Source organism: Larkinella fluvii (assembly GCF_051857545.1).
In the GTDB taxonomy this organism is placed as follows: Bacteria; Bacteroidota; Bacteroidia; order Cytophagales; family Spirosomataceae; genus Larkinella.
Genome location: NZ_JBPZHB010000005.1, coordinates 415,029 through 437,604, shown reverse-complemented (window position 1 = coordinate 437,604; position 22,576 = coordinate 415,029). Strand labels below are relative to the sequence as shown.

Annotated in this window: 20 protein-coding genes; 8 read left to right on the top strand and 12 right to left on the bottom strand. The window is 48.7% G+C overall.

Annotated elements, in window-relative coordinates:
• The first annotated feature begins 2 nt into the window (after positions 1–2).
• Genes ACS5NO_RS15250 through ACS5NO_RS15235 form a run of 4 tightly spaced genes read left to right on the top strand, consistent with a single transcriptional unit; the run spans position 3 to position 3,424 of the window.
• Complete coding sequence (locus ACS5NO_RS15250) at positions 3–749, top strand: SDR family NAD(P)-dependent oxidoreductase (protein WP_439415957.1); 747 nt, start codon at positions 3–5, stop codon at positions 747–749.
• Positions 750–753: 4 nt separating this feature from the next.
• Positions 754–1,377 (top strand): cyclase family protein, encoded by a 624-nt coding sequence (locus tag ACS5NO_RS15245; protein ID WP_439415956.1) that lies wholly within the window; start codon positions 754–756, stop codon positions 1,375–1,377.
• A 13-nt stretch (positions 1,378–1,390) separates the two neighbouring features.
• Positions 1,391–2,407 carry a zinc-dependent alcohol dehydrogenase gene (locus ACS5NO_RS15240; RefSeq protein WP_439415955.1) on the top strand — a complete coding sequence of 339 codons (1,017 nt, stop codon included), beginning with the start codon at positions 1,391–1,393 and terminating at the stop codon, positions 2,405–2,407.
• 54 nt (positions 2,408–2,461) lie between these two features.
• Entirely contained in the window at positions 2,462–3,424 is a 963-nt protein-coding gene (locus ACS5NO_RS15235; RefSeq protein WP_439415954.1) for a C-terminal binding protein, read from the top strand.
• Between the two features lie 3 nt (positions 3,425–3,427).
• On the opposite strand, the gene ACS5NO_RS15230 is transcribed toward ACS5NO_RS15235, so the two are convergent.
• Positions 3,428–4,339, bottom strand: coding sequence for an AraC family transcriptional regulator (locus ACS5NO_RS15230; RefSeq protein WP_439415953.1), 912 nt, complete (start codon positions 4,337–4,339; stop codon positions 3,428–3,430).
• A 406-nt stretch (positions 4,340–4,745) separates the two neighbouring features.
• On the opposite strand from ACS5NO_RS15230, the gene ACS5NO_RS15225 reads away from it, so the two are divergent.
• The 3 genes from ACS5NO_RS15225 (at position 4,746) to ACS5NO_RS15215 (ending at position 10,260) form a co-directional block, all read left to right on the top strand.
• On the top strand, positions 4,746–8,273 hold the full coding sequence (locus tag ACS5NO_RS15225) for a SusC/RagA family TonB-linked outer membrane protein (RefSeq protein ID WP_439415952.1): 3,528 nt from the start codon (positions 4,746–4,748) through the stop codon (positions 8,271–8,273).
• An 11-nt stretch (positions 8,274–8,284) separates the two neighbouring features.
• Positions 8,285–9,904, top strand: a complete 1,620-nt coding sequence (locus ACS5NO_RS15220; RefSeq protein WP_439415951.1) for a RagB/SusD family nutrient uptake outer membrane protein — start codon at positions 8,285–8,287, stop codon at positions 9,902–9,904.
• Between the two features lie 155 nt (positions 9,905–10,059).
• Positions 10,060–10,260 (top strand): helix-turn-helix domain-containing protein, encoded by a 201-nt coding sequence (locus tag ACS5NO_RS15215; RefSeq protein WP_439415950.1) that lies wholly within the window; start codon positions 10,060–10,062, stop codon positions 10,258–10,260.
• A 108-nt stretch (positions 10,261–10,368) separates the two neighbouring features.
• On the opposite strand, the gene ACS5NO_RS15210 is transcribed toward ACS5NO_RS15215, so the two are convergent.
• Both ACS5NO_RS15210 and ACS5NO_RS15205 read right to left on the bottom strand, forming a co-directional pair.
• A complete protein-coding gene (locus ACS5NO_RS15210; protein ID WP_439415949.1) occupies positions 10,369–10,887 on the bottom strand; it encodes a DinB family protein in 519 nt (172 codons plus the stop codon).
• Positions 10,888–11,003: 116 nt separating this feature from the next.
• Positions 11,004–11,375 carry a DoxX family protein gene (locus ACS5NO_RS15205; protein WP_439415948.1) on the bottom strand — a complete coding sequence of 124 codons (372 nt, stop codon included), beginning with the start codon at positions 11,373–11,375 and terminating at the stop codon, positions 11,004–11,006.
• 126 nt (positions 11,376–11,501) lie between these two features.
• On the opposite strand from ACS5NO_RS15205, the gene ACS5NO_RS15200 reads away from it, so the two are divergent.
• The gene (locus ACS5NO_RS15200) at positions 11,502–11,840 is read left to right on the top strand and encodes a winged helix-turn-helix transcriptional regulator (RefSeq protein WP_439415947.1); all 339 of its coding nucleotides are present in this window, start codon (positions 11,502–11,504) and stop codon (positions 11,838–11,840) included.
• Between the two features lie 1,004 nt (positions 11,841–12,844).
• Here the strand turns inward: ACS5NO_RS15200 and ACS5NO_RS15195 are convergent.
• The 9 genes from ACS5NO_RS15195 to ACS5NO_RS15155 form a co-directional block, all read right to left on the bottom strand.
• A complete protein-coding gene (locus ACS5NO_RS15195; RefSeq protein WP_439415946.1) occupies positions 12,845–13,750 on the bottom strand; it encodes an integrase core domain-containing protein in 906 nt (301 codons plus the stop codon).
• Between the two features lie 20 nt (positions 13,751–13,770).
• Positions 13,771–14,067, bottom strand: coding sequence for a transposase (locus ACS5NO_RS15190; protein WP_439415945.1), 297 nt, complete (start codon positions 14,065–14,067; stop codon positions 13,771–13,773).
• Between the two features lie 153 nt (positions 14,068–14,220).
• Complete coding sequence (locus tag ACS5NO_RS15185) at positions 14,221–16,272, bottom strand: alginate lyase family protein (RefSeq protein WP_439416155.1); 2,052 nt, start codon at positions 16,270–16,272, stop codon at positions 14,221–14,223.
• A gap of 290 nt (positions 16,273–16,562) precedes the next feature.
• A complete protein-coding gene (locus ACS5NO_RS15180) occupies positions 16,563–16,811 on the bottom strand; it encodes a carbohydrate kinase family protein (RefSeq protein WP_439415944.1) in 249 nt (82 codons plus the stop codon).
• Positions 16,804–17,775 (bottom strand): aldose epimerase family protein, encoded by a 972-nt coding sequence (locus ACS5NO_RS15175; RefSeq protein WP_439415943.1) that lies wholly within the window; start codon positions 17,773–17,775, stop codon positions 16,804–16,806. The genes ACS5NO_RS15180 and ACS5NO_RS15175 overlap by 8 nt, the downstream gene beginning before the upstream one ends.
• 5 nt (positions 17,776–17,780) lie before the next feature.
• Complete coding sequence (locus ACS5NO_RS15170; RefSeq protein WP_439415942.1) at positions 17,781–18,947, bottom strand: mandelate racemase/muconate lactonizing enzyme family protein; 1,167 nt, start codon at positions 18,945–18,947, stop codon at positions 17,781–17,783.
• Positions 18,948–18,961: 14 nt separating this feature from the next.
• A complete protein-coding gene (locus ACS5NO_RS15165) occupies positions 18,962–20,599 on the bottom strand; it encodes an SLC5 family protein (protein WP_439415941.1) in 1,638 nt (545 codons plus the stop codon).
• Entirely contained in the window at positions 20,599–21,528 is a 930-nt protein-coding gene (locus tag ACS5NO_RS15160) for a dihydrodipicolinate synthase family protein (RefSeq protein WP_439415940.1), read from the bottom strand. The genes ACS5NO_RS15165 and ACS5NO_RS15160 overlap by 1 nt, the downstream gene beginning before the upstream one ends.
• 4 nt (positions 21,529–21,532) lie before the next feature.
• On the bottom strand, positions 21,533–22,576 hold the full coding sequence (locus tag ACS5NO_RS15155) for a zinc-dependent alcohol dehydrogenase (RefSeq protein WP_439415939.1): 1,044 nt from the start codon (positions 22,574–22,576) through the stop codon (positions 21,533–21,535).

Here is a 22,576-nt window from a genome sequence, read left to right as displayed (position 1 = left end):
CAATGAGAGGACTAAAAAATAAAACTGTAGTTATTACCGGTGGCCTTGGAGACCTGGGTTATGCCACCGCCACCCGAATGACCGAAGAGGGGTGCGTGGTTGTTCTGGTTGATCTTCAGCCCGATACGAAGCATAAAGCCTCAGATCTGGATGCCCATTTCTGGCAACTCGATATCAGCGATGAAGCTGCCGTGGCGGAAACCTGCGCGGCCATTGAAAGCGAGGTTGGCCCTGCTCATGTGCTCATCAATACCGCAGCCCGGTTTATCTTCAAAGGAATTGAAGCTACCGACGATGAGTGGCAGCAGATCAATTCGGTCAACATTGGCGGTACGTCGCTGATGGCCAAATACATCGTTCCGCAAATGAAAAAAAACGGTGGAGGCAGTATCATCAATTTTTCATCGGTGAGCGGCTTTGTCGGACAAGCCAACTTTGCTACGTACAACGCCACCAAATTCGCCATTCGGGGACTCACCAAATGCTGGGCGCAGGATTTGGCAGTTTTTGGTATCCGGGTGAATACCCTGTGCCCGGGCTACATTTACACCAGCGCCTTCATCAATTCATGCGAAAAATTAGGCCTGAACATCGACGAAGAAGACCGTCGGGCATCGGCCATGCACCTACTGAACAGGCAGGGACGTCCCGAAGAAGTAGCCGCTGCGGCAGCCTTTCTGGCCAGTGACGATTCTTCCTTCATTACCGGCAGCGACTTATTGGTTGACGGCGGCTATTTAGCTAAATAAAACGATGAAACTTGTCGATCTTTCACATCCCCTGGTCCACGGACAGCAAACGTTTCCGTCTGACCCTAAGCTGAGCATCGTTCCGCACGGAAATACCCGTACATTGAAATACAACATTACGCAAATCGTAATGGGGTCGCATCAGGGAACGCACCTGGACGCGATGTACCATTTTCTGGATGATGGCAAAACACTGGACCAGATGCCTTTACACTGGTTTTATGGGAATGTGCATGTACTGAGAATACCCAAAGAGTCCCGGGAAGAAATTACCGTTGAAGATTTTTTACCCTATGAACAGTTGCTGACTCCCGAGGCAAAAATCATCTACGACACGGGTTGGTACAAAAACTTCGGGAAGGATGATTTCTTTGAAAATTTTCCCTCGCTGACGCAGGAAGCCAGTGCGTATCTGGCCGACCGGAACATCCGGATGCTGGGCATGGACACCCCAACGCCCAGCCGCGACTGGTATGAAGTGCATCACATCCTGCTGAAAAAAGAGATCGTCGTTGTGGAAAGCCTGACGAACCTGGATCAGGTTCCTGACAAGTTTACATTCATGGGATTTCCGCTCAACTTAAAGGGCCGTGACGGCTCCCCAATACGAGCGGTAGCTCAATTCTGAAAGTCAGTTACTTATGAAAGCACTTTTTTATCCCGAGTTTAACAAACTCATGATTGCAGAAAGGCCATTACCTTCTTTTTCAGAGGATGAGGTCTTGCTGAAAGTACTAGCTTGTGGTATCTGCGGGAGTGAGCTGGAAACCTTTAAAAACCATAGCCCGCGCCGTGTTCCGCCTTTAATTATGGGCCATGAATTTTGTGGAATTGTTGAGGATATTGGTTCCGATGTAAAAGGCTTTACGAAAGGTGATCGGGTGGCCAGTAATAGCGTAGTGTCCTGCGGAGCCTGTGATCCCTGCAAACGGGGATTAACGAACTTATGCAAAAACCGGCAAATTTTCGGGATGCATCGGGGGGGAGCCTTTGGGGAGTACGTGAATGTACCGGCCCATTGCCTGGTGCCGATCCCGGAGAATAGTACGCCACAAGCCGCCTGTATGGCTGAACCACTGGCCAATGGGATTCATATCGTTAACCTGATCAGGCACTTAAACCCTAAAAAAGTTTTGGTAATCGGTGCCGGACCCATCGGACTTGTTACGCAGCAGGCCTTTCAATCCCTCCTTTGCGTAGCGGTGTACGTAGCCGATCTGCGGAATGAAAGGCTTGCCATTGCCCGAAAACTAGGAGCTACGGCCACCATCAATTCCTCGGAGGAAGACCTGGTTTCCGCTATTTACCAAGTTACCGATCAGGAAGGAATTGACCTGGTTGTTGACGCCGTAGGGAATTCCCAAACGAACCAGCAGGCCTTAAAAGCCGTACAGCCTGGCGGGGCCGTAGTGCTCATCGGTCTGTATGAAAACAATCAATCTTTTTTTTCATACGACATTATTTTATCTGAAAAGAAAATCATTGGCACCTACGCGGCCACGCAGCAGGAAATCAACGAATCGTTGAATTTAATCGCTACCGGAAAAGTAGACGTCACGTCGTGGGTTCATTATTACTCGCTCGATAACGGGGTGACGGCCTTTACTGACATGATGATGGCGAAGGCAGCTCATGTCAAATCGGTTATCGTATTTTAAACCTCATTTTTCGCCAGGCTTTTGCTATTGCGTATCATTTGACCTTGCTTCATTATGAATAGCAGCACGAAGAAAATTGTCATTACAGATCACGGTTTTTCTAATATCAACCCGGAAAGGGCGGTACTGGAACAATCGGGATATGAGCTTATCGACGCCCAATGTAAAAGCGAAGTCGATTTATTAGCGGCAACCAGGGATGCTTTTGCCCTGATCGTCCAATGGGCACCCATCACGGAAACCATCATCCGAAACCTGGATCATTGTCGGCTCATTGTACGCTACGGTATTGGTGTTGATAATCTCAATCTGGCGGCAGCAAGGGAACGGCAAATACCGGTTTGTAACGTACCCGATTATTGCATCGATGAAGTGTCGGATCACACTCTGGCCTTAGCGATGGCGCTCCACCGGCAAATACCTGCGACGGATCTGCGGGTTCGGGAGGGTGTTTGGAAAATAATTCCGCCCGGGACTGTTCCTGCCTGCAAAGATGCCCTATTCACGACGCTTGGATTTGGACGGATTGCGCGGGTTGTCCTCAAAAAAGCTGCAGCTTTCAATTATAAACTGGCTGCATTTGATCCCTTTGTGAGCGAAAAAGAAATGCAGGCATTGGGTGTCCAAAAAATAACCTTTGAGGAAGCTCTGACAAATTCAGATATTCTCTCCCTGCATTTGCCCCTCAACGACAAAACCCATCACCTCATGAACCGGGAAACGTTAGTAAAAATGAAGTCGAATGCGGTTTTAATAAATACATCCCGGGGTGGGTTAATTAATACCATCGACTTGGCTCAGGCATTAACTATAAGCGAAATCGGTGGCGCCGGTATCGATGTCTTTGAACAGGAGCCTCTTCCTGACACTCATCCGATCCTTCAGGCACCTAATACGTTACTCACCTCGCATACGGCCTGGTACAGCCAACGCAGCATTCCGATTCTTCAGCAATTTGCCGCTGAAGAAGTATTGAGAATGATAAATGGAGAACCGCTAAAGAACCAGGTGGCTTAGTAATTATTCAGCCAAATTGTTTTCCTGAAGCTGATATAATGATGCCTGAAAGTACATAGATTTATGCTTAAGTTGGAATTGTTTAGGTGACAGTCCGGTGAAGCTTTTAAATTGTTTGTTAAAGTTTGATACATTTTGAAACCCGCATTCAAAGCAAATCTGCTGTATACTAAATTTATGTAACATTAATAGTTTGCAGGCATAGCCAACTTTTAGCTCATTTATAAATTGTGAAAATGGCTTCTGCATTCGTTGTTTAAAATACCTTGAGAAAGCCGTTGGACTCATGCTAGCGATATCGGCAGCATCAATTAATCGAATAGATGATTTAAAATTATTCATGATGTAAGCATGAACTTTATTTAGTCGATCATTTGTCCTTTCATTAATATTTAAGTTGTATCCCTCGCTGGATAACAAGGTTAACTCTTTAGAATCAGCTAACAAGCAAAGAATTTGCAATAATTTGATTAATTTATGCACACCGCTTAATGTCTGAATCTGACACATTTGATCGATAACTGCGGTCTGGGTTTTGCCCGTTATTTTGATTCCTCGCTGGGATAGTTGCAGAAACTGTTCAATCGAATATAATTCTGGTAATTTAAAAAAATATTCTCCTAAAAAATCTTTTTTAAAATGGATGACGAGCGCTTCTGACGACTGATTTTTTTCTTTAGAACTATCGGATTTCCAGGTATGCGCTAAATTCTTTCCAATAAAAATCAGATCGTTTTCATTATAACGATCTATATGGTCTCCGACGAATCGGGTTCCAGAACTTTTAACGATTAGCGTCAATTCATATTCAGAATGGTAATGCCATAAGCCCGGAAACGAACCATTATATTTAAAATAATTGACACTGAAAGAATCAGTTTCTGTTTTTTTAACCTTCAAAAGAAGAGGATCCATAGAATGTATTTTCGACAGCTAATCAATTTGAGAAAAGTAACCACGCTCCAATTACTGGATCGTTCAACGATTAAGACAGGAATATTGTTGAGGTCCTTCCTAGCCACATTCAATATATGCCGTTTGCCCATTGGTATACCATGTACCATCAATGTTTACGCTGGAATGTGTTACCATAGCAATATTCCTGGTTATTAACAACAAACCTGGATGGAAGTAGGAAATGTTTTTCATGATGTGTTGTCGATTTCAAATGAATTTGTTTCAATAATTTTACTTGGATGAACATGAATTTATATTGAAATAATATTATTTTTAACACAAGTTCTTTATTTTGAATTCTTGTTTGCATTTTTCTTAAACCATTATTTTCCGTTCGACTATTCACCTTTATTCCTGTTCACGCATGCTCAAAATCATTACGATCAAAAGAAAAGGATCCTTATTTCTTCTGTGCAACCTGCTTTTTAGCCTGGGTCTTTATGCACAGGTGCAGGTTTCCGGGAAGGTTACCGATGCCTCAGGGGCCACGTTGCCCGGGGTGAGTGTAATCGTTAAAGAGACAACGATTGGCACTGTCACCAATTCCGATGGAATTTTTACCATCCCGAATGTTCCTACTACAAATTCCACCCTGGTATTCTCCTTTATCGGATACACCACCCAGGAAACCGTTGTGGGCAACCGGAAAAATATTGAAATTAGTCTGGCTCCGGCAGACAACCAGCTTAGCGAAGTAGTCGTGATCGGGTACGGTACCGCAAAGAAAAGCACGCTGACGGGTGCGGTATCACAGGTTGATTCTAAAGTCATTTCTGTGCAGGCAAACTCCACGGTTACCAGAGCCCTTGAAGGGGTAGTCCCCGGGATTCAGGTCTCTTCCATTGATGGCCAGCCCGGTCTGGACATGGGTATTCGGTTACGCGGAGCGGGCTCTACCAGCCAGAACAGCTCCAATGCCCTGATCGTGATCGATGGGGTGCCCACTGAATACCCTAATGCCCTGTCTTCCATCAATCCGAAGGACATTGAAAGCATCAGCGTGCTGAAAGATGCCGCTTCCACTGCCGTTTATGGTTCGCGTGGAGCCAATGGGGTTGTGCTTGTGACGACTAAAAAAGGAACAAAAGGGAAGCCGAATATATCGGTACAAACTCGGGCTGGGTTCAATTATCTGGGTGGATTGCGGTTTGATCTCATTGATAATGCCAAAGACATTTATGAACATGCCTGGCTGGCCATCTACAACTCCGCACGCTACGGGGTGAACGGCGGATCATCTACAGACGGTAAATTCACGACGAATGTGGCCAATCCAAACATGTCTCATGAAGCGGCCGGTTTGTTTGCCAGTTCCCATTTATTCGATTACACGGGCTCAAAGACAAACTTTGCCATGAACCTGTTGGGCAACTACATGGCGTATGACGTGCCGGGCGCGGTGTATACCACCACCGGTAGTGGAGCCAATGCCAGCGCGACCATGTCGGGTGCGTACCTGATTGACCCGACAACGGGCAAGTTGAATCCGAATGCAAGACCACTTTGGGAAGCCGGATCGTACAAGGATTACTTCTTCGAAAAAATGTTCCGTCAGGAGCATACGGTATCGGCAAGCGGTGGCTCCGATAAAATGGATTACTTTGTTTCTGTGGGCATGCTGGAAGATCCTTCTTATATCAGAGGGTCGACATTCAAGCGTTACAACGCCCGTACAAATGTGAATGCCCAACTCACCAGTTGGCTGAAAGTAGGAACAAATCTGGGTTACAGTATGCGGAATACCCAATCGCCGGCTACCCGTTTCGGACGTAACCCCGGAACTGTGCAGCAAAACGCGTTCAGGTGGGTAAATGGGCAGAATCAACTCGTACCGTTGTTCGCCAGAGACCTTCAGGGAAATATCCGTAAAAATCCGAACGGCACCGACATGGTATCTGATAATGCGAATGATACCTACTCGCCCCTTGGCGTTCAGCCCAATTTTCCGAACGGAACCACCAGCCAACCGCTTTATGCAACCAACCTGATTGACCTGTTGGATAAAGACATCGATCGTAGGGAATCGCATGACTTAAACCTTAAAGGGTATTTCACGGTGAACTTCCTCAAGAATTTCAGCTTTACAAACAACATTTCTTATGACCGCTTTACGGAAGTACGGACGCGTTACGGTACGCCTGAGACGGGAGCGGTAGTAGGGATAGGTGCGATTGGAAAGTATTATACGAACACCGGCGTTTTCAACACGCAACAGCTGCTTAACTGGGGTGAAGAATTTGGTCGCCACTCCGTTACGGCACTGGCTGCCCATGAATTCTACCAATTTAAAAGTGATCTGGTGAACTTTGCCTCCGCGTATTCTCTAATCAATGGGTTTACCGGCGCCGGTAACTTTACCAGCCGGTACAATACAGCGGGCGCACCGTTCGGTGTTCCGGGTTATGGTGGAGACATAACGACCATGGATAGCTATTTTGGCCGGGCGGTGTACAACTATGACGACAAGTATTTTGTGGAAGGCTCGCTGCGCAGAGACGGTTCGTCTAAATTCCGATTCAACGAGAATCGCTGGGGAACCTTCTGGTCTATTGGTGGTGGATGGCGTATTTCTCAGGAAAAATTCATGCAGAGATTCAGTACCGTCATCAACGAATTGAAACTACGGGCTAGTTATGGAATTATCGGTAACCAGAGCGGTATCAGTAACTATTCGGGTTATCAGACCTGGAGCTACGGTGCAGTTTACACAAACTCAACGGCAGGAACAGGTGTTCCTGCAACGTACACACTTCAGCAAGGCGCTGCCGTAAATGATAAATTAACCTGGGAAAACACGCATACCTTTGATGCCGGTATCGATTTCACCCTTTTAAACAGGAGATTGAGTGGAACCATCGATGTCTACAACAAGAAGACGGTAAACTCTGTGTTTGCACAGCCTCTTGCCGCTTCAATGGGACAAGCTTCACTCACCCTGAACAACGCTGAAATTGTCAACCGCGGTGTGGAAATTGCCCTGGACATCAAACTCATCCAACGCAAAAATATCAACTGGAGCATCGGATTGAACGGTACCCACTACCGCACCATTCTGACTAAATTTCCCAAAAGTGTAGGTTCGCCATCACTGGGCGGAAACTTTACAGGCTTCATCGATGGATGGGGAATTGCCAATGGGGGTGCTAACACTGCCGGCCAGATCATGTACCTGCGTGGTGAAAATAAGGACTACTACAACCTTTATCTCTACAAGTACGCGGGAGTGGATCAGAGCACAGGTTTGCCCTTGTTTCATCACACCGTTACGCAGCAAGACCAGGATGCAGGACGCTTTACGGATAGCAGCGTGGGAGACATTGTTAGCACCACTAACTACACGCTGGCCAACCGGTATGAAATGGGTAGTGCAATTCCCAAAATTATTGGTGGCTTTTCTACAAGCTTTCAATATAAAGGGTTCGACTTCACCGCTATCCTGGCCTACCAACTGGGGGGTAAATTCCTGAGTGTGGAATATGCCAACCACCTGTACAGATCTGGGAACATCGGGAACGCATTATCGAAAGAAGTATTGGGAAATACCTGGACACCTGAGAACAGAGACGCCAAATTCCCGATGGCATTTTATGGGGATACGTTCTATACGGGCGGGTCTACCTTTGGGCCCTGGCAGTATACCGATCAGGCTTTATTCAGCGCTTCTTATCTGAATATCAAAAACCTCACCCTGGGTTATACGCTTAGTGGCGCTATCCTGGACAAGTTGAAAACAAAAAGTATACGGGTGTATGCATCCGGCGACAACCTGACCATGTTGACGGCTCACTCAGGTATTGATCCGCGCATGTCGCTGGTCGGTGGAATGGAAGTTGGGGCAGCCGTGTATTTGCCTATGAGCACCTTTTCGGTGGGTATTAATTTTAACTTTTAATTAGTCGAAAGATGCGTATTCTCAATAAATATATAACGGGTTTGGCAGTTTCGGGTATGCTGCTATTTTCTGGATGTGCCGATAAGCTGGAAGTGGAGCCCCCACACAGCATTACCGATAAGCAAATAGCCGAACTTCTGGCGTCGGGTGACGAGGCCAAGATCCGGATCGTCATGGGTGGAATGGCCAACGCCATGCCCCTGCTGTTCAACAACGTAGGTGCCACAGGTGCGGGCGTTGCGGACATGTATTATTCCAGTCAGGGACTGGATGTCAATCGATCTATTGAAGGAAATGATATCATTCTGGGAGATCAGGAAGGGCTGAATGTACTCTCCGGTTCAATCGAATACCAGCTCGGTGACTTCATTGGATCAGCCAACGCAAAGAATGGTAATTACTGGAGGTACGGCTGGTTTTGTATTACGACTGCTAACCAGATGCTAAATTATCTTCCGGATGAAACCGTGGCCAGCAACAACTTTCTGAAGGAATGTAAAGCCAGAGGGTTGTTTGCCAGAGCCTATGGGTACAACTATCTAATGGAAAATTATCAGGACGCCTTCCTGCAGGGCGGAAAGGACAAACTTGGCCTTCCGTTGTATGACCGGTTTCAACCCACTCAGGAAAACAAGCCCCGTTCGTCTGCTGTCGAAACGTATGCTTTTATCAAAAACGACCTGAACCGTGCCATTGCCTTGTTCAAAGAGGCTGGGATTGGCTATACGGCTGATATCACTGATATCGATCTGGCTGTGGCCAATTTCCTGCTGGCACGGGTATCGATATGGACTGGGGACTGGGCTACTGCGATCAGTGCGTGCAATGAGATTCTGGCAAAGTATCCAACGCTTCTAAGCCAGGCACAGTACGGAGGTAAGAACATCGGCACCGCAGCAGCTCCCGAAATAAGGCCGGAAACCAATGGCTTTCTCAATAATGCGCAAAATCCGGAGGTCATTTTAGGATTTCCGCTTGGTGCTGCTAACACGTACTTTACCGCTTACATGAATCCCTTCGGTAGAGGGAACGGAGGGCTGGAAAGAGCTTACAAGCGGATTGATAACCGACTGTATGAAAAAATAGCACCCAATGATTTCCGTAAAGATGCCTTTTCGCTCGCACCACTTGGCAACTACACCTATCCGCCAAACAATACAGTTGCCTTTATCCCTTCTTACACGAACCTAAAATTTGCAGCTACCCACGGATTGAACAGCAACAACAAAATAGATGTGGGCGCTTCAACGGCGTTTTACATGCGTTCTGCGGAAGTACTGCTGATGAAAGCGGAAGCGGAAGCGATGTCGCCAGCCACAGAAGCTGCTGCCAAAGCAACGCTCGATAGGCTGTTGGCTGCGCGTACCACAACAGGAATGACACCGCTCACTACGGCTACTTATCCTGCGATGCAGGGGCTCACCACGTTACAAATGGTGCAACTGCAAACCCGCATTGAACTATGGGGTGAAGGCGGCCGCGAGTTCTACAACAACAAGCGCTGGAATATCCCTGTCGACAGAGCCAGCTCTGCTAACCATGTTACTAAGTCCAGTTTACCGGTAGCCAAAATGACCCTTCAGATTCCCGAAGATGAAATTTTGTACAACCCGTTGGCTGTTCAGAATTAATCAATTTTTGAAGTTATGAAAGAGAGGTGGCTCTTACGGGACACCTCTCCTTTTTTGAGCTTTGCAAAATATTGAACCATATTGGCAGTGAACTTGTAACAGGACACTGGCGATTGTCTTGTCCTGATAAATGTTGACCATAAACTTCCTAACTTATGGATCAACTTATCGAAATCCGCATGCAGCAGCACGATCTTTTCATGCGCCAGATGGTAAATGAGATTCACCGCGGCAAACTCAATATCGGACAAGCGGCTGCTAAGTTTGAGGTCAGCCGAAAAACGGTTAAACACTGGTTGGAAAAGGTCGTGCAGGAGGCCAAAAAACCTTATCAACCTGAGGCTATCTTTCCCTGAATACACTGAATGGAAGCCGCCAGCACATTACGAAAAAGCCTTTGCCGATGTATAGATCGGCAAAGGCTTTTGTAAAACGGCATATCTCCTGGGTGGCGGACTGGCGGACTATACCTGGGGGCGATCCCAGAAAGCAGGCGGTTCTATACCCAGGGTGCGTAAATAGACATAAGCCTGAGCCCGGTGATGAATTTCATTATCGATCAGGTAGAAAAGAAACCAGTAGATAGGTCCTTCATACAGACCAAAAGCCTTGTCAACTTCCTGAAAACGAGCAGGTGGAATTTGCGGCCAACAGGCATTAATCTTCTCGGTCACCCGATCCCACTGCGCCAGAACCTGATCCTTCGTCGTTGCATTGGGTGTTGCCTCTGCACGCTCGCCAAAGGAAGGCCACTCGCCCGAAATAACGCCCTGCATGCTTTGGTCGGCCATTTGCAGGACTTCATCAATCAGCGCCGAGCAAGGTCGCATGCCGCCCAGGGTATACGAAAAGAAGTGTTCGTCGGGATAGACTTCGATCAATCGGCGGCTGAGTCCCCGGTGTCCCTGCCAATGCGCAAGAAGTTGCTCGGGTGAGATGACGATCGAATCCGTCGCTTGGCGAAGCTGCGCTGTGTTTTCCATGGCTTTCTAATGGTTGAAATTATTGATTGATACTACAAAGAAAAGCCAGAGAAGTGACAGCCGTATGTCAGTAGTGAACCCAGTCGACTATAAATAATAGCCCTCAGCAACCCTATTTATGAGGCTAACTGTTCGAAGCGATTCCAGGCCACAAATGCAGCCGCTATAAAGACCATAACCAACAGGGACAGCACCTTGTATTCGCTTTTTTTTGCGTGTAGGGCCATAGCACCCACCATCACCAGACAAAAACAAGTGGCCGCCAATGGGGTCAGGATAGGGAGTATACCCAGCCACATGGGGAGAATAATCCCCAGGCTACCCAGTAATTCGAGCAAGCCGATCGTCCGGACAGGAACCGTTGAATCGCCGGGGGCAAGCTGGCCTTTTTCAATCAGTTGGCATTTTGGCGTTCTAATTTTCATGGTGGCTGGTACCAGGAAAAACAGGGCCAGCGCAATCTGTAAAACCCACAATAAGATATTCATAATAAAATTAATTAGATGACGCATCTAAAGTATAGGTTATCTGATATACCTTTGTTATCAGTTACATAAAGTATACTAGTATCTTTTTGTATATCTATGGAAGTACACACAACAGAATCCTGCCGGATGAGCCGCCTAGCGATTCTGGATACGCTGGAAGTCATCAGCGGAAAATGGAAGCTCCTGATCTTGATAACACTCCTGAACCGGCCCCATCGGTTCAAGGAACTGGCACGGGAGATCGCTATTACTCCCCGAATGCTATCGAAGGAGTTGCAGGAGCTGGAAAGCCACCAGTTAATAACACGAACGGTGCTGCCAACCAAGCCGGTGAGCGTCGAATACGCCATTACAACTTATGGCCGAACGCTGGACGACGTATTGGGGTCATTGCGCGAGTGGGGCATGAAACACCGCCGGAAAATTATTGTAACTCCGGAAAAAGAGGTTACTCTGACGGCCTGATCTGCCCTGATGCGACTGAGCAACGAAGGCAGGATATCTGGATAGAAAGTTAGGTTCACCGGTTGATGAACGTATTCAAGATTAAACTCATTGGGTGCATTCATTCAGGAATCATTCCTCCGGGTGAATGACGAGGCAAACTGTCAAATACGCCCCGGGCGATTCTTAGCCACCCCCGTGAAGTCAGTTGGTAGAGCAGGGTATGCTCTCCAAACCTACTTTTGACCAAAAGCCTTTGGCAGTTAATGGGTCCATCTGGTTTTCGATAGGGTAGAGTTGTCAGATTCCTTGTCTTTCTTTCGCGACGATTAATGTCTACATAAAGGAATTGTTTTTTCTCAAAGTTAAATACAAGGCTGGAAAGCACGGCTTTAGCTAACAAATGACCCTTGCGGTCGCTCCGAGTTATTTAGTGTAATGGCAAAGTACAGGGTGATTATTGAAAAGGGAAAAAGACGAAGCTTATTAAAAGGAATAGCTTTTTGAACCTATCATTCTCAACATAAATAAGGGGCTCATCTGGCGTCAATAAGCTCGTTCACAAACTACTGCTCGTAGGTCATCATGGTTCCAAACACAGTAGGGTCTTTTCAACATTACGTTGTCTCACAATTGAGGGTGGCTGTTGCACAACTCGAACCAGCCGATTGACAAGCTGAATCCAATTAAATCCGAGACCCATTTTCGGGTAACGGGCTGAATTTTGGAATTGTTATCTCTCAGCTGGAGGCTCAAATTTTATTAAAAGAAAGATATACAACAGCCACGAGGGTTTTCTGAGATAAGGTACTCCGCTCATTTAGTGTAGAAGGGGCGTTGGGTTGGTCCGGTTTAGCCGGAGAGTTAACTATGTCCATTGGGTACACATTCCATTAATTTGACTTCAGTTTGACTATACTAAGACCTTTGAGCCCCATGTATGCAGTGAAGTGCGGATATCTTCAGCATAACGACTTTAAGATTATGCACTGACCCCCTAATTTTTGGACAAAATTTCCTGTTTGTTAGTTGGAACATTTTGTGCTTTTCAGGTCTTTCATATCAACTCCTCTTTCCAGCAGGAATTGATACGGACTTCGATAGTGGAGCCCCGAATGAATCCGCTCCAAGTTATAAAGATCCCGGAAACGATTTAGCATGTCAATGGCTTGGGGCAGGCTCTCGAACTCGTATCGCTTACAAACGGCTCTTTCCAGAATGCTGTGATAGCTCTCAATATGCGCATTTTGCTCGGGCGTAGCAGGTTTGTTGAATTCTTGAACGATATTTCGGTCGCGAAAATAAGTTTGCACCATATCAGCCACAAACTGACTTCCATTGTCGTTGCGGACATAGAACTGGGCTGGTAAGAGATAAATTTCAAAGATTGTGTCAAATAGGGTTACCACATCCTGTTGGCGCATCTTCCACTTGATCAAGTGCCCCATGTTCCATCGACTGAACACATCCAGCACGGTTATCACTTGGGCATGGCTACGCCGGGCGTGAATATAAATGTACTTAATGTCGAACTCAAAATAAGTAAATTCAACTTTAGGATCGGGCACTAAATCCTTCACCCACTGGCGTTTAGTGGAGTTATAAGCCCGGTTACCGAGGTTTAAAAGGCCATGCTCTTTCATCAGGCGATACACTTTTTTTGGGTTAATCAGGTAGGTTTGACGCAAATAGATTGTGGTCTTGTAGTAGCCGTAATCCACAAATTCCTGGGCCAGCAGGGCTCGAATATCACCAACCACTTGATTATCAAACTTATAACCTCCGGTTCTTTTGCTGGTAATGGTCTTACAAACTCGGCCCGCTGGCCTATTTCCGCACTGCGGCTTGTAGTAGAATAAGCTCCGGCTGATCTGACACAGGCTCAGCACCAAGCTCTTAGCGATACCGGCATCAATACAATCCTGCGCCACCAGAAGCCGGATTGACTTGGCTAAGGACTTTTTTTTAGCAGTTCATTTTGGACCCGGATGATCAGTTCTTTTTCGGCCACCAGCATTTTCAGCTCGCGGTTCTCCCGCTTTAATCTTTCAAACTCGGGGTTTTTATCCTGATCCTGTTTGGAACTCAGGCCTAGTTCCCCATTTTGCTCGAAAGCTCGTTGCCAATTGTAGAGGGTCGTGCTTGAGAGGCCGAGTTGGCGACAGGCTTTACTGATGCCTTCTTTCTTCAAAAGCTGGAGTGCTTCGAATTTTTCGGCTAGATTCCAGGCTCGTCTTTGCTTGTTCATAATCCCGTAAAAGTAAAACTTCGTCTACGGAAATTATGTCCAGTTAATTAGGGGGTTGAGAGGATTATTAGCCAGCCTCATTCGAATAGAAGTATTTTATTAACGGGATCGTCCGGCGTCCCAGTTGTTAAAAGAAGCCCACGATTGACAGCGTTAGTTTTTGACTACTACTCTTCCAGTTTTATCTGAAAGTTTACCCTGAACAACCAGTGGTAATTTCCCGTCGCGCAGCAAGGCACAACGCCCGTTGAGCGTAAATCCATTTGACAAAGAAACGGCCTGCATAACTCCCATGTTCAACGCCAGTTCTACTGATTTCTCACCCGGAATCTGCACCTTTAGCCGGATCGCTCCAGCGGGGGCAGGTAATAGCTGAGCGGTGATCTCAGGTAGCTTTTCATCAGCCGAAGGGTATAAGATCCAGGCAAAGGTGGCGGAAGTCCCAGCCATTTTAGTACTGTATTCCGCGCAACAGGCCGCTACCCGCTGATTGTACCGCTCACTGTACCATCCTTGCACGGAGGGGTTTTCCCGGCCCTTAACCAAATTAACAGACCAGGTTTCCGCCATTACCGGCATAAAGCGCAGATTGCCTTTTTGGGAATCATTGGTCAGCACCGACTGACCTTCGGCTATAACCGAACAGGCCGGGTTGAAATGCCAGTAGGCTGTCAGGGTGCGTGGTTTGTCGGACTGTACTTGATCCACGACGATCCAGTACCGATTCTTCAGGTAAATAACGGCGCGGGTATGGCGTCCGGTTATCTTTTTGGCGGTTTCGTTAGAGGTTATCGGGGGCACATGGGGCGTTAGGTCTTCGAACCCGCCTTCATACGTGCCGATGCTGAAGTCCAGTTCGGGCTGAATGCTGTAGCTCGAATCGGCTAGCGGTTTCGAGGCTTCGGGCACGTAGTTGTTTTGCCCTCTTCCATCCAGTGCAATTACATTGTGCGAAGCTGAGAGGTTGACAAACTGCCGCCATTTGTCGGGCTTGTAATACATTCGCCCCGCATCGCAGAGTAGTTCGCGGCCATTGGCGTATACCGACAGATGTAGTTTGTCATTGTGCTGATGCGAGGTTCCCCACGGGCCATTGTCAAAGAATGCAAAATGGTCTTTGCCTTCCGCTTCGCCCCAGCCATTGCGCATGATAAAGTGACCCGCCCAGGGAAACATCATGGACGTTTGCGCGGGCCGCTGCCCTTCCTTACCATGTGATAACAAATACTGCCAGTCAGGGCGGGGAAATGTCTGGAGCAGTGGCTTGAGCAAGGCATGATTGTTTAGCAAGTCGGCATCATTGTTAAGCAGCCCGTAGCCGTCGGGACGGGCAGTGTATGCCATGTAATCACACATTCGCTTCACAATCTCTTCAAGCTCCTTTGGAATGGATTTGTGGTATGCTTTATTTAAATCGAGGTAAGCCAGGAAATTCCTGACCACCACCCAGTGATAACTATTGGTTAGCTCTTTCATCGCTCCGTCCGGATAACTCTGAAACCTAAACTCTTCGGCCATGCCCGTCAGGGCGTGGTGATACCACTCATCCGCCTGTTTGAATTCAGGAAAACACAACGCTAACCGGGTCAGTCCGTTCAACTCCATCACCCCGTGATTATGATGAACCCAGTGGTACTTACTGACATAGGCCCCATGCTCATGCAACGACATTAACATCAGCAAGCGGGCAACGGGTGTAAATTCAGTGGCTTGCTGAAAGCCAAAGAAACCGGTTGGCCAGGAGCCAAACAAGCGCAATCCTACTTCCAGAACCCGCCAGGGTGCTGTGTTCCAATTGGTATCAGGGGCAGGATTACTAACGACCCAATCAATTATCAGTCGATTAAACGCTCTGGCATACGTGGCATCGCTGGTTAGACAATAGGCGGTTTGCAACGATTCGACGTAACCCATCCGGTTCAGAAAATACGCCCATTCAATATCATTATTGGGGCCTTTATGAAACCAGTTAAGACGATTGGCTGTGTTTACCGGTAAGGTGTCGGTTATGCCCTGAAAAGTAAAAACCGACTGTAGACTGGCATTGGCTTCGGTCAACGCAGCCGGATTTGTTGCCAGGCTACATACCCGTAGCTGGGCGCTGGAACCATTGGTCTGGTAATAAGCCAGCAAATTCATTGCTGCTTTTACCCAGTTTTTTTGGCTGACCGCCAGCCTCACGTTGCCCAAACCCGGATAATCCAGATTGATTTAATCAAAAAACGCAGCCACAGTCAACGGATTCTGTTGACAAAAGTTCTCGAGAGAAACAGAATGCGGGTTTTTAATCTGCAATGGAGCCGTTAGCTGGGCAAACAAGGTCGTCGCTGTCGCTGCGAATATCGTAAGCAGTAATCCGATTCGTAGCGCGAATCGGTAAAATAGTCTGGCCAGACGGCATCTGTTCTTATAGATCATATCTGTGGTTGCAAATAGGTTTTAACCGTATATCAAGGTATAATATTACCCGATTGACTCAGGTCTGTTTGGCCAGTTCACAAAACTGAACTGGCCATTCGGTCAGACTGCCGCAAGTTGTTTATGGCTGCACTAACAATTACATTACCGGGCAGACAGGTGACGAAACGAACCGTGTAGCCAAGTTTAGCCAGCGAAACTGTTACGTTGGATTCGGCTCCAGCAAAGTCCATTTTCAGCACATGCATCTTTTTTATCCGATCAAACTGGGTTAGCGGACATAGTCGCAGCATGATTTCACTAAAGCAAACAATAAAGTTAGGCATGATTGTCAGTAGGTTGGGGACGTTGCGGGATGGGTCGAAGTTGCAGTCCATACGAAGCGTTGACTGTATTGCCGGGTTCGAGCTGAATCAGCCCATCGTGGTTATTGAATGCATTAGGGCAACACGACATCGGTTCTACGGCAATGGACAGTCGGTCCGGTGGGGTAAACAACTGAAAATAGCGGTACTGATTAACGCCTGATTCCATCCAAAAGACGAGTTGCCGGTCGCGGGTCGGAGAGCCGAATAGAATCTCGCAGCGAGGTGTTTCCTGTGTGAGCGCAAAGCAGTTATTGAGGTACGTATCGGCAAGCAGGGCCGGTTGGCGGTAAGTGCTATATTCCTGTTTATGACCGGTCGGGATAGAGGCATCATTTAGTGTATAAAGCTGACAGTCGGGCAGTTGCATCGTCCAATTGGCCATGCCGCCCGATAATCGCAGGTAGGGATGCCAGCCAACCCCCAGCGGCATGGCCGTGGCACCCGTGTTGCTCACTGTCGTCATGCAGCTAAAACCGTCCGGCTCACTGATGCTATACGTCACAGCAAGTTCGAACGGAAACGGATACCCGTTTATCTGACCGATATACGAGTAGCTCAACTGAATTTGAGCTGTTTGGCCGGTAATCTGTTTATCTTCAACCGTCATTGGGCAATTGTAGAGTAAGCCATGAATCGCATGACCCTGCCGGGGTTCATTAATCGGCAATTGGTAATGCGTGCTGTCGAGCGTGTATTGACCGCGATTGACCCGGTTCGGAAACGGAATAAGCGGAGCACTTTTGTACCGTCGATCCTCTTCAATCGCTTCATCATCCGGGAAACCGTCCAGAATTGAATAGCCGGTCCCATTCAATGGCAACACCAATGCACACACCCGCCCGCCACGGGCCGGGGCAACAACCATCGACGCACCGCCGGTTTGGGGTTGTACCTGAATCCGATCAACGGTTGACAGACTCATGCTTCTTATTTCTTTAGGAAATCGAACAGTTCATCGGTCGGTTCCACGCCCAGGCCCGGCCCATCGGGCAGGTAAAAAAAGCCTTCCTCGCAGCGCATATTTCCCCGCAGATACCGGAGATTTTTGTCGAAAATCGAATGCTGATACTCGTGGCAAACCAGGTTGGGCAAAGCGGCAGAAACGTGGAGACTAGCGGCCTGAAAAATACCCACCCCGATGCTGGCGTGGGGCATCACCGTTTGGTTGAACGCCACTGCCATCTGACAGATATTCCAGAATGAAGTAATCCCGGTGCGACCCATTTCGGGCTGAATAACGTGCATACAGCTTTCTTCAAACCTGGGCCGGTACTCGTATACCGTGCGTAGTTCCTCGCCAATGGCTACGGGCGTTTTCACCGACCGAACCACCAGGGCTTGCCCATTGATGTCTTCGGGTTTTACAGGTGCCTCGGCTACGTAGAGGTTATACGCTTCAAGCCGGGTTATCAGCTTGATCGCTTCGGCAGCGGTGAATTTCCAATGCATATCAATCAGGATGTTAGCTTCGTCACCGGCGGCTTTTCGCAACGCTTCCATCTCGGCTACGATACCGTCGTGTGAAACGGCGGAGGCAAACTTAAAAGCGTCAAAGCCCTTATCCATCCAGCTTTTGGCCAGGTGAGCGCGTTCGGCAATGGTGGGTTTGGGCAGTCCCGATACGTAGGCCGGTAGCCGGTCGTGACGTTGCGAACCGAGCAACTTACAGATGGGCAGACCCACTAATTTGCCACGTAAGTCCCAGAGAGCAATGTCGATGGCAGCAAGGGAATCGTGGTAGTAGCCGCCAAAGAAACCCCGTACCCGCATGGCGTTGTACAGGTCTTCGTAGATCTTTACGCCATCGTGGGGATCCTGACCAATGAGCAAGGGGCCGATGAGTTCACCGATGATGGCCACGGCCACCTCCGGCACCACGAATCCTACGCATTCGCCCCATCCATACTGCCCGCTGTCGGTCGTGATTTTAACCAGCACACTCTGGTCACTAACGTGGTAAACGCTGTTGTTACCGGGACGGATGAAATACCCCTTTCCGTTCTGGACATTGCCGCTCTCCAGTGGCCCCAAGTATGGCACGTCGCGGGGTATAGAAATGGGGAATACCTCAACCTGCTTGATTTTATCATTCATGTTTGAAAAACTAATTAGGCGTAAACGATGTAAACGATGACTCGCAGGGCGAGGGCAATGCTCCACCAGACCATAAAATTCTGCCAACCCCGGTGCCGACTGTTCTCCTCGGCGGATAGTCGCACGTAGGACGGTTTCCAGATGATGTCCTCGGCAAGAAGCTTCCGGTTTAACCGGTCGCCCAGTAACGATATGGAAACCATTACGGAGAGCGAAAACAGCCAGCAGAAAAACGCCCGATTCAGGAACGGGGTTATCAAAACCGACAGGTTAGTGGGTAATTGTGGCGTAATGATCTTGAGAAATATCCCAAACACAATACCGGCAATGAGGGTCGAATTAGCCGCCCGAGCCGAGGCTTTCCGCCACAGAATGCCCACCAGAAATATGACTGAAATCGGTGGGGCGAAATACGAGGCAAGGTCCTGAATATAAATAAACAGCCCTTTGCCCAGCAGTAAAATGAACGGCGCAATACCCGTAGCGATAAGCAGGGCCACCGCCACGGCCCAGCGCCCCACACGCACCAAGTGCTGCTGTGAGGCTTCGGGCCGCAGATACCGTTGGAAAATATCAATCGTAAAAATGGTGGAAATGCTGTTGAGAACGCTCGAAATGGTAGACATAATGCCAGCCGCCATGCCGGTCAGCACGATAGACCGGATACCTTCCGGCACTAATTCCTGCACCATTTTTACGAACACTTTATCCTGCGGTATACCCTTCCCAAAAATGAGCAGAGCCGCCATGCCCGGCACGACGATAATCAGGGGTTTAAGGAGTTTGATGGTTGCCACCAGCACAATACCCATCCGGGCATCCCACTCGCTGCGGGCGGCAAAGCACTGCTGAATGTAAAATTGATTGGCGCAGTTGTACCAGATGCTGATCGTCAGCCAGATCGTAACTAACCCTGTCCACGGGACAATAGGATCGGTAGCCGGTTGAAACAGGTGAATGCGTCCGTCGGCAAGTTGCTGATTTAATCGCCAGAGTTCGTCCCAGCCGCCCACCCGGTCGATGGCAATAACAGTTACCACACTGCCGCCAATGATGAGAATGATAACCTGCACGACATCGGTCCAGACTACGGCTGCTAACCCGCCTTTCACGCTATAAATACCCGTCGTAACGGCCAGCACGCTAATGCCCAGCAACAGCGACGGACTAATCTGACCCGCTTCGGTCAGCCGGACTTCATCATGGGCGAACAATTCCTGAAAAATCAGTCCCCCACCATACAGCACCCCGGCCAGAATCGCCACGATACTGTGAATAATGATAATGGCGGCAAAGATCAGCCGGGTGGTGCCGTTAAACCGGTTTTCCAGAAACTGCGGGACGGTGTAGATCTTCTTGCGAAAATAATACGGCAGGAAAATAAAAATCAGCAAACTGAGCGGCACAAAGGCAATCAACTCCCAGTTGGCAGGAGCCACGCCCATGAAATACGCCGTACCGACCATGCCAATAAAATGCTCTGTTGAAAAATTGGCACCCGCCATCGACAACCCAACGGCATACCAGGGCAGCCGTCGGCCCGCCAGAAAGTACTCATCCGCCGTTTTTTTCTCCCGTCGTCCCGCCCGCAAACCAATGGCGAGGATGCTTGCAAAATAGACGACAAAGACACCGATGGTTAAAAAATCCATTAGCTGATGGTCGTGGGTTGAGGGACGGATTCCGCAAAGTAGGGGCGGATCATTTCGTAGTATTCATCGAACAACCTCAGGTCGATGTCATCGGGCTGGTGCGTGGGTTTGCGGCAGTAATGGCTGGCAATGATGCCCCGTCGTTTGAGGATTTTCTTTTCGTAAGCAATAATCATTTCGACGTCCTGACGGATGTGGTTCAGCATCGCATTGAGTACACTGTGCAGTTCAAAAACTTTCGCCCGGTTGCCCGCCTTGTACTCATTGTAGATGCTCAGGTAGATATCATACATCGAACAGCCCGGTACCACGCCCACCGCTCCCCGGTCTAGCCCCTCAATCATCTGGAACCCGGCATTGCCGATAAAGATGCGGGCTTTATTGCCGGAGGCTTTCAGGAGGTTGGAGATGTATTTGCCTGATGGTTTATTCTCGATTTTGAACACGCTGATGTTTTCTACCTCCTGGCCTAACTGAATCAGCATGGCGGGGTCGATGACAACACCGGTTTGTTCGGGTGCGTATTGCACCATGATGGGTACGCTGACCGCCTGTCCCACCTGCCGGATATGGTCGAAGATGCTCGCTGCCGAGGGCTTCAAAAAAAACGGGGGTAACAGCATCAGGCAATCGGCGCCTGCGCTTTCGACGTATTTGGCCCATTCGACGGCAATTTCGGTGGCGTGGCGGGTGATGGATATAATCGAAGCTGCGCCCGCTTTCCGACATTCATCCACGGTGATGTTGATGAGCTGTTTTTCTTCCGTCTCGGTCAATTTGTAGTATTCACCGGCGATGCCAAAGAGGGTAATGCCGTGACAGCCACCCTGAAGCAGATGCCGGGCCAGGTTGCGGTAGCTGTCAAAATCAACCGCACCGGTTTCGGTGAAGGGGGTGGCAATGGCCGGGCAAATTCCGTGTAATTCCATAAGGTTATCGACTGGGATCAAATAAGACTTTTAAACTCTGAGACGGGTTAGCCGCCAACTCAAATGCACGCTGATAGTCGTCGAGCGGGCAGATGGCCGTGATCAGTTTGGTGTAATCAATCCGGGACGTGTTGAAAATCTGGACGGCTTTGGCCCAGGCTGCGTGCGAGGAAGAAAAAACGAAGTGGAGGTCAATCGCTGCGTATGCCGCTTTCTTCCAGGGAAAAGACGTTTCGGTCGTGATGGACCCCGCTTCGATAATCCGGCCATTTCGTTTAACCAGGTCCAGGGCCTGCCGAAAGCCGTTTATAGTGCCGGTAGCGTCCAGGACTAAATCAGGTTTATCACCCCCGTTCGTATCCAGGATGTACGCGAGCGGGTCAGTCGTGCCGGAGTCGATGCAATGGGTAATGCCCAGTTCGGTAGCAATTCGGAAGCGCACATCCCGCGCGTCGCTCAACCCAATGAGATACACGGTTTTGGCCCCTAACTCTAATGCCACCAGCGCACTCAATATCCCAATGGTGCCGGGGCCAATTACGGCCACAGTTTCGCCGGGTTGTAGTTTTCCCTTTACGTGGACCCCCTCGGCAGCAATGGCGGTTGGCTCCACCAGCGCAGCCGACAGTAAATTCGTTTGGGCCGATAACCGGTGGAGGTATTGACTGTTGAGCAACACGTACTCGGCGAATCCACCGTTTTCGGTCCAGCCAACGATGTCTTTAGTCAAACACAGGTGATAATTACCGTCCCGGCACATCTGGCATCTGCCGCAACTACCAAAGGTGGTTTCAGAGACAATTTTATCGCCGGTTTTATAGTCGGCAACCGCCCCGCCTACGTCGGTAATGACCGCCGAAAACTCGTGTCCCTGCACCACGGGTGGCTGGTAAATGGTGTTGCGGCTGTAGAGAATATCAAGATCACTGCCACAGATGCCCGCGTAGGCCACCTTTGCCAGTACCAGGTTGCCGACGGGTTCGGGAATTGGAATATCGACTAAGTTGATGTCGCCAACCCTACGGGATTCTCGGCGCAGTGCTTTCAT

Excerpts from the sequence above, each read along its gene's own strand:
- ACS5NO_RS15250 (WP_439415957.1), top strand. The coding sequence starts at position 3 with ATGAGAGGACTAAAAAATAAAACTGTAGTTATTACCGGTGGCCTTGGA.
- ACS5NO_RS15155 (WP_439415939.1), bottom strand. The coding sequence starts at position 22,576 with ATGAAAGCACTGCGCCGAGAATCCCGTAGGGTTGGCGACATCAACTTA.
- ACS5NO_RS15190 (WP_439415945.1), bottom strand. The coding sequence starts at position 14,067 with ATGAACAAGCAAAGACGAGCCTGGAATCTAGCCGAAAAATTCGAAGCA.
- ACS5NO_RS15180 (WP_439415944.1), bottom strand. The coding sequence starts at position 16,811 with ATGCCTAACTTTATTGTTTGCTTTAGTGAAATCATGCTGCGACTATGT.
- ACS5NO_RS15200 (WP_439415947.1), top strand. The coding sequence starts at position 11,502 with ATGAGCCGCCTAGCGATTCTGGATACGCTGGAAGTCATCAGCGGAAAA.
- ACS5NO_RS15235 (WP_439415954.1), top strand. The coding sequence starts at position 2,462 with ATGAATAGCAGCACGAAGAAAATTGTCATTACAGATCACGGTTTTTCT.
- ACS5NO_RS15170 (WP_439415942.1), bottom strand. The coding sequence starts at position 18,947 with ATGAATGATAAAATCAAGCAGGTTGAGGTATTCCCCATTTCTATACCC.
- ACS5NO_RS15245 (WP_439415956.1), top strand. The coding sequence starts at position 754 with ATGAAACTTGTCGATCTTTCACATCCCCTGGTCCACGGACAGCAAACG.
- ACS5NO_RS15160 (WP_439415940.1), bottom strand. The coding sequence starts at position 21,528 with ATGGAATTACACGGAATTTGCCCGGCCATTGCCACCCCCTTCACCGAA.
- ACS5NO_RS15230 (WP_439415953.1), bottom strand. The coding sequence starts at position 4,339 with ATGGATCCTCTTCTTTTGAAGGTTAAAAAAACAGAAACTGATTCTTTC.
- ACS5NO_RS15205 (WP_439415948.1), bottom strand. The coding sequence starts at position 11,375 with ATGAATATCTTATTGTGGGTTTTACAGATTGCGCTGGCCCTGTTTTTC.
- ACS5NO_RS15220 (WP_439415951.1), top strand. The coding sequence starts at position 8,285 with ATGCGTATTCTCAATAAATATATAACGGGTTTGGCAGTTTCGGGTATG.
- ACS5NO_RS15165 (WP_439415941.1), bottom strand. The coding sequence starts at position 20,599 with ATGGATTTTTTAACCATCGGTGTCTTTGTCGTCTATTTTGCAAGCATC.
- ACS5NO_RS15175 (WP_439415943.1), bottom strand. The coding sequence starts at position 17,775 with ATGAGTCTGTCAACCGTTGATCGGATTCAGGTACAACCCCAAACCGGC.
- ACS5NO_RS15225 (WP_439415952.1), top strand. The coding sequence starts at position 4,746 with ATGCTCAAAATCATTACGATCAAAAGAAAAGGATCCTTATTTCTTCTG.
- ACS5NO_RS15215 (WP_439415950.1), top strand. The coding sequence starts at position 10,060 with ATGGATCAACTTATCGAAATCCGCATGCAGCAGCACGATCTTTTCATG.
- ACS5NO_RS15210 (WP_439415949.1), bottom strand. The coding sequence starts at position 10,887 with ATGGAAAACACAGCGCAGCTTCGCCAAGCGACGGATTCGATCGTCATC.
- ACS5NO_RS15240 (WP_439415955.1), top strand. The coding sequence starts at position 1,391 with ATGAAAGCACTTTTTTATCCCGAGTTTAACAAACTCATGATTGCAGAA.